General features: G+C 39.4%; 6 protein-coding genes. 1 reads left to right on the top strand and 5 read right to left on the bottom strand.

The genetic code is table 11. The features are described from left to right. Positions 1-22 precede the first annotated feature (22 nt). On the bottom strand, positions 23-3,283 hold the full coding sequence (locus ACF3OC_RS19470) for a PVC-type heme-binding CxxCH protein (RefSeq protein WP_392470577.1): 3,261 nt from the start codon (positions 3,281-3,283) through the stop codon (positions 23-25). Positions 3,284-3,673: 390 nt separating this feature from the next. Here ACF3OC_RS19470 and ACF3OC_RS19465 point away from each other — a divergent pair, with 390 nt between their 5' ends. Beyond that, a complete protein-coding gene (locus tag ACF3OC_RS19465) occupies positions 3,674-4,276 on the top strand; it encodes a hypothetical protein (RefSeq protein ID WP_094258410.1) in 603 nt (200 codons plus the stop codon). A gap of 45 nt (positions 4,277-4,321) precedes the next feature. Here the strand turns inward: ACF3OC_RS19465 and ACF3OC_RS19460 are convergent, their stop codons facing one another. From ACF3OC_RS19460 to ACF3OC_RS19445, 4 genes are read right to left on the bottom strand one after another with little or no spacing between them, the layout of a single operon-like run. Continuing rightward, positions 4,322-7,423, bottom strand: coding sequence for a DUF5107 domain-containing protein (locus ACF3OC_RS19460; protein WP_392470575.1), 3,102 nt, complete (start codon positions 7,421-7,423; stop codon positions 4,322-4,324). 12 nt (positions 7,424-7,435) lie between these two features. After that, complete coding sequence (locus ACF3OC_RS19455; protein ID WP_318271551.1) at positions 7,436-10,432, bottom strand: glycoside hydrolase domain-containing protein; 2,997 nt, start codon at positions 10,430-10,432, stop codon at positions 7,436-7,438. A gap of 2 nt (positions 10,433-10,434) precedes the next feature. Then, a complete protein-coding gene (locus tag ACF3OC_RS19450; protein ID WP_094258408.1) occupies positions 10,435-11,925 on the bottom strand; it encodes an aryl-sulfate sulfotransferase in 1,491 nt (496 codons plus the stop codon). A gap of 3 nt (positions 11,926-11,928) precedes the next feature. Beyond that, positions 11,929-13,497, bottom strand: coding sequence for a RagB/SusD family nutrient uptake outer membrane protein (locus ACF3OC_RS19445; protein ID WP_094258447.1), 1,569 nt, complete (start codon positions 13,495-13,497; stop codon positions 11,929-11,931). Positions 13,498-13,504 lie beyond the last annotated feature (7 nt).

The raw sequence follows: 13,504 nt of genomic DNA, 5'->3' as shown, positions 1-13,504 counted from the left end.
CACTTAACCCCTACATGCAATCTTATTTCACTAACATAATGCCATGCATAATTTGCCAATGTCCCGGGAAAGTACAGATAAAAGGGTATTCCCCTTTTTCTTTTGGGGCCACAAACTGCATCTGATAACTTTGTCCTGCTTGTACCAAAGGGCTTGCGAATAGGACTTCCGGAATATCTGGAATAAAGTTCTTCTCGTATGCATCAGGTTCCACCGACATATTATCTGCAGCCTGACCGACCTTTTTCTGGGCACCAGGTTTGGTGAACACGATGTTATGAGGCATTTGATCATTGTTATCAAACTCAAGAATTATGTTTTCACCGGCAGAAACCTCCAGGATTTCCTTGTCATAAGCCATTTTTCCAGGCAATGTTTTTATTATATGAGTTGCCTTTGAAGATGCTTCTTTCTCTTTTGCAGGCTCTTGTTTAGGCTCAGGGTTTGCCTGAGGTTCTTCCAATAGTTCTTTGTGTTGTTCCAAATAGCGGCTTACCGCAGCGGCACCTTTCATCTGATTGAATTCTTCTATGCTGAGTTTTGGTTCGCTGTATTTTGCTGCGGTTGGATCCTCGGCAACAAAGCCAATATAAATGGATTCTCGTTTGGTCGCGACAGAATTTAATAAGAGATCTGCCTTTTTGGGCTCATTTGCGAGGAATTTCTTGTCAGTCTTGAACATATTCACCCAAACAGGTCTTAAGTGTCTGAAGGACTCGTTTAAGGCGTAATTGATATAATCGTCGGTAGGCATATCCGAAACGGCAAGCAAGGCTTTGACCGCTTTAGGATCTTTGAAATGACTTAAAGCAATTACAGCTTCTAGTCGAACACGCTGTTCGGAGTCTGTAGACATTTTTATCAAGCGATCCAGTGCGTTTGGAATTCGGTCTGCCCAATAATATAAGACGCGTGTTGCTGCAGCACGGATTGCAGGAGATTTACTTTGTAAAAGCTCTTCAAGCAACACCTTGTTTGGTTTATTGAATTGCTGGTAAACCCATAGCCCTTCAAGTCTGTTCTGATCCCATTCCGGATCGGCTTTATCTAATTTACCCAGCCAGGTGTTCAGTTCTGGGATAATTTTTTCTGCTGAGTAATCCCTTAGGGTTTTTCGAGCTCTATACCGCTCACGATCCTCTGGGGAGCGGAGTTTATCCAAGATTTCAGCGATGCTGAGCTTGCTCATGTCGACTACAGGAAGTTTAGCCATATTCTTATGGCTGATTTTCCAGATTCTACCTTTAGTATGATCACGTTTAGGATCGCGGAAATTTTGCTCACCATGCTGAATAATCGGGTTGTACCAATCAATTACATAAAGAGCACCATCAGGACCGAATTTTAAATCTACAGGTCTGAAATTGGGGTCTTTCGATTGTAATAGCGGTTGTATTTCAGTGGCAATAATTCCACTACCATCTTCAGCTAATTTATGTTGTTTCACACCCTGGAAGCCAATAAATGTATTGAAAAGCACATTTCCCTGGAGGCTATCCGGAAATGCGCGACTGGAGATAATTTCTATTCCACATGTTTTCGGTTTAGATGCTGAGGTAAGGAAATCCTTCATTTCGAGGTGTTTCTTTGGATAGTCAATCGCCACGGTTAATGGTGGAGCAAAGTAGTTTAATCCGGTCGATACATCGGCGATTAATTGGGTTCCATCACGCATAAAAACATCGCCCCAAGGATTTGCAAATAAGTAGGAGATATGTTGGTCAAATTTCTTTGTCCGGGGTTCATACCGCCATACATTGCCGTAATCACCTCGGCGTGGTCCATAAGGAGTTTCTACGCTGGTATGTAGAAAAGTCCCCATATTCATATACAAAGCACCATCAGGACCCCAGGTATAAGTGTTCAAGGTATGGTGCGAATCTTCTGTTCCAAATCCAGAAAGGAGGATTTCCCTTTTGTCTGCACGACCGTCGCCATTGGTATCTTTTAAGAACACGAAATCTGGTGCTTGAGTGACATAGACACCGCCATCGCCTAATTCAAATCCCAGGGGGAGATAAAGGCTGTCGGCGAATACACTGTGCTTATCAGCAATTCCATCTGCATTTGTGTCTTCGAGAATAATTATTTTATCATTAGGAGGGTTGCCAGGAGAATAATTGGGATATGAAGGCATGGTTGAAACCCACATTCTGCCTTTGGCATCAAATGTTGCTGATACAGGGTTGGCCAGCGGAAAGTCTTTCTCCGAAGCGAAGAGCTCTATTTCAAAGCCCTCTGGAAGGATAAATTGTGATTTAGCATATTCCAGGTCTGCAGCGGTTGTAGGCTTAATATTTTCGGGATCAGGTTTTACGATTCCAGATTCAATTATCTTTTTGACAGCGGATTGGTCAATGGATGTTCCGGGTTTTGAGGTGGTCCATAACAGGGAATCAAGTTGGTCTACAATATGATCGATTTTCTGCAATTCATTGGGAAGCTCTTGGCCGCCAGCCCATTCGCGTCGTCTTCCGTAGATATATTCGCCATTCTGTGATTTTGATCGATAGAAATAATGTTGATTTTTGATTCCAACTAGTTTTCTAAGCTCTTCGTTTTCTTTATTTACTTCCCATGATTGTGTAGGTAGGACCAGGGCTTTCGCCATAATTTCAGAAACAAATTTGAATCCCTCTTCATTGAGATGTATTCCATCCGATGTAAGGGCTTCAGATCCTGCATCCATTTTATCCTTTGTAGGGGTAAATAGGTCAATAAATGGGATATTCATAGCTTTGGCTACCTCCGCCATTCCCTTGCTATAGATTTTTAAGTTTTTATTATGTTCCGTTGGATCAGGGAGATCGCCATTTATTTTTTCATGGGCTATAGGAGAAATCAAGAAGATCTGAGGGGTGTTTTGATTGGGGTTTTCCTGTTTTTGTAGTGATTCTAGAAGACTTTTGAGGTCCTGTTTAAAAACGTCTAAGCTATCAGGCCCTTTGAAGGATTCGTTCATTCCGAAGCAAGCAAAAATAACATTTGCCTGCAGGTCTTTAAGATGTTCCTGTATGGTTCCAAAGTTGAGCGGGCGAGGACGAAGATTAACTTCATCAGCATCCCAGCCAAGGTTGCGAATCGTTAATTTTTCTTCGGGAAAGCTTTGATATAGCAGGGTTTCGAAATAGTTGCTTCTTTGGAGGCCTAAGGCAAATGAGTTTCCAATAATGGCAATATTAGTATTGGGATCAGGTTTAAATGGGAATTCTTGAGTTTTTGGCTTACAGGATGCCAAAATGAGGAAGAATAGTAACACAATTGGCCAAGAGTATCTTTTCATATTAAGGGTTTTAGCCTAAACAATTAATTAGTAGATGTAGTAATTTAGTGTTTCGTGGTTAAATAAATCGGCCGTAAAGCTTGTTATTCTACGATAAGAACAGCTTTTTTCTTGGGCTGAGATATTCTATTAATAAAGAAACAAAAAAAATATGTTGACCGCATCCTGTGCTAGCCTGTATTATTGGGCTTAACCTTTAGCACGGTTTTTGAAGCAATGGTTAAAGCAATAAAACAAAGGTTTAAAAGTTTAAACATGTATTATTGAAAACTAAGCCTATTGGAAAAACATTGAGAAGAATGGAGAGAACAGTTCTAAAAATATCCTTTTGTAAAAATTAAGACTTGTTTAACGGCTGTTATTCAGTATATTAAAGATTATAGACCAATTATGAAAAGTATCAAATTATTTAGTTTGCTGTTTTTATTTCTAGCATTTTTTGCTTCATCCTGCAGTAAGGATGATCAGATTGATGATGAGGAAGAGCCAGATATAAATGTGCCTTATATTTCCATGAAAGTAGATGGGGAATTGTGGTTATCAGAGGCGCCAGATCCTATTGATGCATATTTTGAAATGGCCTGTCATAAGTATGATAACGTGGATCGCTACGTAACGCATATTGGAGGGAGAAATAGCAATGATTTCAGTGATGATCGAGATTATTTCATTATTCGATTTGATACACCTAAAATGTTGGGATTAGGCACTTATACCTTTCCACTTAATGAAAATTGGAATTCAGCATTTTCAATAGATTTTGGCACTTGGGTAAAGGAAAATGAGACTACCTCAAATCTGGTGATCTATGCCGATAATTCGAATTATAGTCGTAAAGGTCCATTCAAGGTTACCATCAACAAAGTAATTCCCATGAAAGGAGAGCCTAATAGGGCATATGTAAGTGGGAGTTTTGAAGGCGAACTAAAAAAACCGGATGGGACAATTGTAAAGATTTCAGAAGGTAAATTTGAGTGGAAAGTAGATAAATAGATATTAAAAAGCCCGGTTTAACCGGGCTTCTTTATGAATAAAAACCTAGAAAATTCGTTGATCTTCTTGGTTATAGACCAAAGCAATCAATTTAGTCCAATAATCTTCAATTTTTCCGTTTTTGATGCTGTTATAAAGGTTGTTATAGGCATCGGAATTTCCTTTTACATTATTTAAGGCTTCTTTTTTAGTTTTTTGAGCCGCCTCATTTTGCCCTGAAAGAGTTTGAGCAACGGATTGAAGCATAACCAATGCTGGATTTCGAACTGATTTAGTCTCAGCAATTTTCTTGATCAAGCTTTTAGATTTCTCAGTATTTTTATTGACTTGGGCTTCTAACCAATCAGCTAGGATTTCCTGTTTTTCATTAGGATATGGTTCGCCAACACCCAATTGTTTTGGCCATAGCCTACTTTCATCGATTTTTTGTTGGGCAATCTTGTTGTTTTTCTTCACTAAGGCTTCATAAGCGAGCATTAATTTCGCTTGCTCATAATATTTATGACCATCTGTTGCGCCTTCAAAAGGTAAGATTTCAAGCCCAGAAAGGATTTTTTCAGCTTCTGAATAATTTTGATTCAAGAGGAGTAAACGGGCTTGATTCATTCCAATGATATAATTCTCAGGATGGGCTTTATGATAAGTTTCCGATACTGCCAAAGCATTTTTGAAGTCCTTGTTAATTCTATAGAGATTGGACAACAGCTTGCCATATCGCCATTCCTTAGGATTGATTTCAATTGCCTTTTTCATGGAAGCGATGGCTTCATTAGTGTTTTTTGCTTGTAGTTGGCTCAATACAGCAAAGTAGACCGCATTTTCCTTGTTATCTGAGCTATGCTTATTGAGCAAAGAAAGGGCAGTTTCTGGTTGGTTTCTGAAGCGATAGATTAAAGCTGAAAGATAATCTGGTTTCCAGCTTTTGGTTTGTTGGCTGGCCCATTCGAGTACATTTTTACTTTCCTCACGGAATGGGAAAACAAAGTCTGGGTTTGATTCATCAGCTTTTTTTAACCAATCAGATTGAGCAGAATTGCCTTGATTTAAATATGCTAACCAATATAAGGTTTCGGTATTTTGAGGCGCTAATTCAAGAATTTTGGTTGCCTTTTCCTGATTGTTTAGGGAGGCATACCTGATAGCGAGTTCCAAAAAGGCTTCAGTTCGTAATTCTTGCTTAACATCTGTCAAGAACTTCTGTTCCTGTTCTTTTTTCTTTTTGGTCCAAAGGTTTTCAAAATTTACGAATGGATTTAATGGATCTATTATGGAAATTTTGTTCAGGGTTTCTTGAGCTTCCTTTTCTTTATTCAAATGCAGGGAGCTTAGATAAAGCATTTGCAAGGCTTCTATGTTTTCTTGCCCATGGTTCAATGCCTTTAAAGCATAAGATTCAGCTTGCTGATAATCTTTTGTTTTATAGAACAGCTTGGATAATGCAGTGAAGGCTGCGGGTCTCCAAGCAGCATCCATAGTGGCAACTTGATAGCCATCGCGAGCATCATATTTCTTATCTAGCTTTTCATTGATCAATCCATAGTAATAGTTTGCCTCGGCATTGTAAGTGTCTATTTCCAAAGCTCGTAAGGCATACTCAAGGGCTTTATCATATTCCATTCTAAACCAATATAGTTTGATCATGGAATTTAAAATGGACATATTATTTGGATCCAATTCAAAAGCCTTCTTGATAATAGGCTCTGCTTGATCATACAATCTAAAACGAAGGAGATCACGCCCCATAAAAGCCAATGAATCAACCGGACTTAATTGAACCTTTATTTCCACTGGCCTGTTCAGTTCATATTTATCCTGTTGCAAGTCCAGTCGATTACCGTTCAATGTAAGCGCATGAATGGGTTTTGCTGAATTGAGGCTTAGTTGAACTTGTGTTGGTTTACCAATTTTAGCTTCTACCCATGTGCTACCTATTTTATTTCCGGTTTCATCATAAGCTATCAGGGAGTCTTGGATATTTTGTTTAGGGTCGATGCTAATCTGTAAATTTTGATCATTCTGTTTTAGGGCAAAGGCAGCCACGAGGTTGATAGCTGTTGCCTTTCCAATTCCGTGATAAGGCATCCAGTTTTCCTGCCAGCGGTCCGTTTGGTAGGGTTGGAATCCAATTTGTTTGAATGGAGTTTCACTACTTGTTCCCATGTTTTGGTTAAACAGACGGCCACTTTGAATTTCGACATATTGACCACTCTTATCGGTTAATAGATCTTCCCAGATTTGACCTGCTCCGGATTGCGCCCATAGAAAGATCTTTTTTCCCAGTTTATCTTCTCTATTTGCATAGCGTGCCATCCCATAATCGGTATTTGCCCAATAGGCACCGAAGCTATTGCTAGCGGCACCTAAAACATGATAGGATTTGGAGTCACCAAAAGCATTGCCGGTATAAGTAGAAAGGTCATGTCCCTGCTCATCGATTGGCCAATTGTGTTGTTCTCCGCCATGGCCGATATATTTATGTCCTGGATAAACAAAATGAAGATCATCACTGGCAGGAATCCCGAGGTTCATCCAAGTATAATAAGGTTGCTCGATAGGATTGCTGTTTGACCAAAATGAACTGGTGGTAAAATATCCTTTATCTTTTTCAAGTTTGATCTCCAGGGTCCAATGGGTTCTCGAAAGGAGGTCCAAGGTATGGATGATACAGCTGGCACTTCCATCTTCGTTTTTACGGATTAAATAATCGACAGGTGTTGAAGTGTTTGGAGTATGCCCGATTACTCCATAATTGGCTTCGATACCACCGCTAGTCCATGGTCCTCGCATTGCAATATCCCGGAATTTTACAACGCCATTGTTGTAGAGGTAATCCCTTTTATTGACTTTATCGTATGCTGTCCAGATTTTTCCGCCTATTTCCGGCATGACCTGGACCTTGATAAAATCGTTTTCCAAGGTGACCACATTCCATTTCTTCTGTTCGGGTTTATTGGAAAACCCATCGAACCGAAAGTAAGGATAAAGCTTCTGATTAGAAGCAATAGGGTCTGGATCTGAAAAAGGATAGGTCGTCATGGAAACCAGTTCCTCAGAAACCTTTGAAGGTTGCTGGGCATAGATTTGCCCAGCGGAAAATAAGGTTATTGTAATGCCTAGAAGGCTCTTTTTTAAGCTGCTCTTTAGCATAATTAGGTTGTTTTATTCTATAATTAGTAGCCAACCCTGATTTTTCTTGACAGGGATGGATTCGGTTATTTCAAATGTTTTTTCCTCTTGGAAGCCATCGATGTATGGGGCATGGATTTTAACCTTTTTGGCGTCTAACCCCAGCTTTTTCCAATCGATGTTCAATTTGACATTACTGTCGTTCGCAGCCCAACTAGCAAGAGCAACCATGGTTTTTCCTTCTTTTTGGAACACAGTGCTAAGGACTTCCTTATTATCAGTTGTTATAGGGATATTTGGAGACCAGTATCCAATCATCTTAGACCCAACAATTCCAAACTCATCCCATACTTTCCACAATCCTTGAGGTCCGGATTTCTGATAAGGGAGTCTGTTTGTCATTCCGTAGATCATTCCACGCCAAGGGTTACCACCATCCTGAAGCATTTCTCCCATTAATCCAAAAGGAATTCCACTAACTTCAGTTAGGAAGAAGTCAGGGTTATTCTTTTCATAATCAAAGTATTCCCCGAACCATAATCTATTAATATACGGGAAATGTTCCATATACAGGTTAGCGCTGTTATTGAAACCATCGCGTTCATTGTATTGATTCGCAGAATGCAGGTCAATCAATCCAGGGTGACCATTCTTGGTCATCACTCGTTTAATCCGTTTCATGGTAATTCTATCAAAAGCGACATCATCCAGGTAAATACCATCAATACCTATATTATCAACCAACCAGTTCATTCCTTCGACATAATAGTTATGCCAACGGTTCATACCTGAGTTGATTAAGGCAGCATCCTGATATTTAGGAACAAACCAAGCGGCAATATAGTCGTCGCCAACATGTTCCTGCAGCCAAGAATATCCTTTTCCAGGACCAGCAGAAAATACTTCATGACCCAGACTTCTCAGCGGATATAATTCATATACTCGATTGGAGACCTCCCGGACAGTGTTGTAAATCTTCACTTTAAGACCTGCATTATGAGCCGAGTCTATATAGCCCTTCATTTCTTTGGTAGCAATGAATGGATAATTGATGTAAGGATTTAAGTTGTTTGCGTGGTGGATATTGATCACATTCGCACCTCCTTTTTTCACGGAATCAATAGGTTGATAAGCATGGTAATAACGTTCTTTCCATTGTGCATCAGTTTGAATAGGATGGAAAGGAGTAATCAAGAGGTTGAAATTGTAGTATAGTATATCGCCTTTTTTCATGCTACGTGCTCCGCTAAAGCCTTTAACAAGTACTGCAGCGTCTTTTTCTTTGATTTCAATTCCGCCTTCATTTCCATTTCCCCAAGAAGTTGGAAGTTTCAATGGTTTTTGCAGATAGAAGTTAGTATTCAAGGGGCGTTCGTAATTTTCGTCCCTTAGAGAAAATTGTAAACCTGCATTGACTGCTCCTAACCAAGCCCCATCTTGATTCTTATGGGCAACATCCCATTTCCAATCAAAACTCGTTGGTCTGTAGCCTCCTTTTTGACCTAGACCCATAAGGTATTCGGCCTTGTCTTTTTGCATCGGGATTTCAAGGCTGATATTCGACAAATCAATATCCTGAAGAGCTTCAACCTTAACGGTATAATGCATGTAACCGTCAAACTCTAAGGTTCCTTCCAGATTAACCTGAATTTGATTATTGGACTGTTGTGCAGTCCAACCATATAGGCCTTCTTCCTTCTGAGTAAACTGATAGCCTTTGTTCTCAAGCTTTAATTCATTGCCATTGCTTGCAATAAATTGAAAGTGTATAGGGTCAATGAGGATATTGTTGGCCTTAGTGGTTATTTCCGTCATTTCCGGACTGAAGAAAGTGCGGATTTGTTGAGGGAGACCAGAAGGAGCAAGCACAATTTCTCTACCTAGAATGGAAAGAATAGAATCTTGTTTGAGCTTTAATGCGGTGTATGGCGGCAAAATGCTATTTGCATGTGCGAGGGTAGAATTCAACCAAGGCAAGCGAGTCATTTTCCATGGTTCATCAAAGCCCTTGTTCGCGAGTTTTTGGTTGTCGACCTGAAACTCTAAGTTTACTGTTCTCGGTTTTGCATTATCTGCTGTAATGGTCAGTGTTCCGGTATATTTCCCTGGCGCTGTATTTTCAGGAATGTCAAATCCACACCAAAGTGATTGGACCTTACCTTTTGGAACATCTACTTGAAAAGCCAATGGTTTGCCTGTATAAGCTGTTCCTTCCAGGTTAAGGCAGTCGAATAGGTCCTTTGAAAGGCTGTTGCCAGCTTCATTTTTTAAGTCTGTAACTTCCACCTTTACATTTTTTAGATCAGCCTTATTGGGAAATACAGCGATTTGGAATGCATGGTAAGCTCCCAATTCTGCTTTATCCCTGAGGATATTATCTGTAAAAGTAGCTTCAGTCCAACGAAGAGGGAGGTAATCCTTCATTTTTACAGGATTATTTCTCGTTTCCGGAAACACCAAAAAGTCTTCGTTTTTATGTCTATTCAGCAGTTCAGACACCTCTTTTTCAGAAGCAATGGTTTCCATGGCTGTGTTTTTATTGAAGTCATCAACTGACTCAAGTCTTAAAAATGAAGCTTTAGGATTTTTGGATTTTGAGGCTGTTTTGCTGGTAGAATTGGACCTTTTAAGATAGGTTGCCGTTGGGTAGTTTGTTCTTCCATCGAGTTCGTAAGGTAAGAAGTAAACATAGTAAATTCCTTTTCCTGACTTCGGTTGGAAGGTTATCCCACCGGAGATATTGTTTTGCCACAGGTACTCCGTGGGGTCAAAACTAGTGTTGCTGGCGCTGTCAACAATGATAATTTTTTGATTATCTGTAACCCAGCGATTGCGCCAAGGGATATCTGCCTGTACTAATTTAGTGTTGTTATTTACTTTAACCACCGCGCGTTGGTTTCCGAGCTGTTCGGGGTTCCATTTTAAGGGTTGCGGTGGAAATGGTTGCTGTTGGGCATAGACCATACTTGCAGAGAAGGAGGTCGCCACTAAGAAAATAGTGTTAAAATATCTTTTTAGGTTGATTTTCATTTTTAGTTGGATTTTAGAATATAATTTTTCCAAAAACTTTCAGGTACTTGAACTGCACGATAGGGGATAAAATGACTATTTAATTCCCAGAGCACTTTACCGCTTTTATCGGTAATAATAGCACTTCCAGTTTTGGAGCTAGTTTGGAGAAGATTCCCATTGGAAAGTAGGAAAGCACTGCCCATTCTAGCGGTATATTGTTTTATAGGTAATGGAGCTTGATAGCTTTGTTTCGCTGTCATTTCCTTTTCATTTAATTTGAATGCAATAGCTCTTGAACGTTTTTGGAGTTTTGCAGTATCCTGCGGAGCGTAGTCTCCATTATCAAATAACAAGAGATCACCTTCTTTTGTTATATAAGGCATATGCTGGAAATAAAAATAATCCTTAGCATCCATTTTGAAGTCTCCATTTTTTCCAAGTTTCCAAATGATCTTTCCAGATTTAGGATCTATTTTCCAAACTTGGTTTTCAATAGGCGAAGACGTGATGTAGTTTCCTTCTTGATCGAAAGAAATGGTGTTGAAGTGGAATCGATCATGTTTGAAGCTATCTAATCGATGGTCTTTTGTTAAATCCCAGTCTTTCCAAGGTGTCCATTTGTTTTTGATGTTTCCTAGGCTGTCTATTCTAACAATTGCATCCCCCCAAAGGGTATCTTTTGTTGAATTTGGTCGGTCATCAATTTTATAATCTCGGACAATAGCATAGATTTCATTTAAATCGTTCATTTGGACATCGTGGTGCATTATTATGCCTTTATCGGCAAGGTTGCTACGCCAAAGAACTTTTCCTGTTTGGGATATTTCAACCAACTGGGTTCCTCCCATAAAGCCTAGTCGACCACTCCTTAGGTAATAGTTTTTAGGCAGGGATTTGCCTTCTTTTTTTTCAGGTTCCTTTTTAAATTCATCTTTATTTGCTGGTGCTAATAAAGCTAGAATGGTTCCCCTAGGTGTAAGTGATGCCAACCGAACGCCTAATTTTTCATCTTGCCAATACCAACGTACTGTTCCATTACCGTCTACTATGGAAATATTTCCAGGATAGCCACGATAACATAATAACACAAGGTCATCACCCATTGCTTTTGGGTCATGTGGATTATTTTCCTTTATCCAGTTATGAACCATCCAAGGCGATTGCTCCCGAGTTTCAAAGGACATTAATTTTGAACGAACAGGAAACAATTGGTCAATAACTATCTGATACTGGTATTTGGTTGAAGGCTCTAAGAGTAAGAGGTGAACCAAATGCGATTCCTTTTCTTTGCTAATGGGGCTTTTAAATTTCTGACTTTCTCCTTCTTTCCAATATTCAATATAAATTGGGGCTGCAGAATTTAATTTTACAGCAACATCTTCTTTTATTGATTGGTTATCAGGAGAGCTAAGTTCAATTTCTAAGATCTGAACCTTACGACTAAAGTAGTAGTAACCGCCGAAAGCGGCTACTACGATAAGGAATAGGAAAACAAATATTTTTGATTTCATAAATTAATGCGGAATTCTACTGGAGTTAGCGCTGGACATTTCTTGGTGCTGACGAGCCTCGTCAAGAGGGTATGGGAAATAACGTAAGGCAGGAGTTGCCACAGGTTTCAAGCCTCTAGAACTTAAATAGTCATTTGTTACTTTCTCATACCTTCCCAAACGGATCAGATCTTGACGGCGTTTGTATTCAAACACAAATTCAAACCCTCGCTCATCCACTAAAGCATCTATCATAGCATCTTTGGATGCAGGAATAGGGAAATTGGCATGTTTTCCATATTCTGGAGCACCAGCACGAGCCCTAATTTCATTTAAATATGGAAGAGCTGCTTGAGGTCCATTTAATGCATTTTCAATTTCCGCTTTGCATAGTATTACATCCGCAATTCTGAAAACTTGAATAGTTCGGCCATCCAAATAAGAATTGTTGGTCATATCATAAGAGTACTTCTTTGTTGCGACGTTCTGAAGTAATTTCACCGTGTCACTTGGAGGGGTAGTTTGTCCTACTTTAGGCATCATATAAAAGAATCCATGAGTAGTGTTTTTATCCCTAGGAGCCAATCCTTCGTAATCATAATAGAAGAACTTTTTACGAGGATCTAAATCGCTATATTTTCTCCAGAACTGGAGAGAAACTCCATAATATTGCCATCTATCAGGAACCTCACGGTTGTCAGATGGACCAAAATGGTTCGTTATTTCGCCACCATTTAGTGTTGGTTCATGAAGGATTCCAAAAATAAGCCCCATATCAATCTTATTGTTATCTGACCATTCGTTTTTAAAGTCAGGATTCAGTCTATAAACACCTTTGGATCTTAAAGCTAGGACTTCATCAATTAGGGGTTTTGCTTTATCATATTTGTGAGAACGCATATACATCTTGCCTAATAAGGTCAATGCAGCGCCTTTACTTGCTCTGCCAATACCTAGATCTAATGACCATTTTTCAGGGAGATTGTCTATTGCATATTGGCAATCTGAGGTAATTAAGTTTTCAATCTCTTCAACGGAGGCTAACGGTAAATTATAGCTTTCAGAAGGGTTTCTAACATCAGTAATCAATGGCACTGGTCCCCAAGCATCTGTTAAGTCCATATAAGAAAGAGCTCTTAGAAATCTGGCTTGAGCCATTACTTGTTTTCTCTTTTCATCAGACATGCTTACATTATCAATGTTCGCCAACAACATATTCGCGTTGCTAATTACCTGATACATATTCTGATAATTGAATTTGAAATAACGGTTATTATCATCATAAGTCAGGTTACTCATTTTTGTAGGGTCACCAGCTGCGGTTGAATACCCAATGTCTGTAGAGTAGTCCGTAATCATGACAAGATAGCCAGCGTAGTATAGATAGGCATCCCCTGGATAAGGTGAGAGACTTGCATAAACTCCAGTCAAAGCTGCATCAATATCGCTTTCTGAGGAATACGCATTTTTAGTGGTCAAGTCGCTGTAAAGCTTGGGTTCCAATTTTGTGCAAGCACTAAAGGTTGCAAGGCAAAAGGCAGAGATACCGATTGCTCCAATTGTTTTATATATGCTTTTTGAAAGATTTTTCATTTTCATT

The sequence above is a fragment of the Sphingobacterium cellulitidis genome, from assembly GCF_043187465.1.
Classification (GTDB): Bacteria; Bacteroidota; Bacteroidia; order Sphingobacteriales; family Sphingobacteriaceae; genus Sphingobacterium; species Sphingobacterium cellulitidis.
Note: the sequence above shows the minus strand (reverse complement) of the source record. Positions and strands in the feature narration are given on the sequence as shown.

What these genes read in the sequence shown, in the direction of transcription:
- ACF3OC_RS19470 (WP_392470577.1), bottom strand. Translation starts at nt 3,283, where the DNA reads ATGAAAAGATACTCTTGGCCAATTGTGTTACTATTCTTCCTCATTTTG.
- ACF3OC_RS19465 (WP_094258410.1), top strand. Translation starts at nt 3,674, where the DNA reads ATGAAAAGTATCAAATTATTTAGTTTGCTGTTTTTATTTCTAGCATTT.
- ACF3OC_RS19460 (WP_392470575.1), bottom strand. Translation starts at nt 7,423, where the DNA reads ATGCTAAAGAGCAGCTTAAAAAAGAGCCTTCTAGGCATTACAATAACC.
- ACF3OC_RS19455 (WP_318271551.1), bottom strand. Translation starts at nt 10,432, where the DNA reads ATGAAAATCAACCTAAAAAGATATTTTAACACTATTTTCTTAGTGGCG.
- ACF3OC_RS19450 (WP_094258408.1), bottom strand. Translation starts at nt 11,925, where the DNA reads ATGAAATCAAAAATATTTGTTTTCCTATTCCTTATCGTAGTAGCCGCT.
- ACF3OC_RS19445 (WP_094258447.1), bottom strand. Translation starts at nt 13,497, where the DNA reads ATGAAAAATCTTTCAAAAAGCATATATAAAACAATTGGAGCAATCGGT.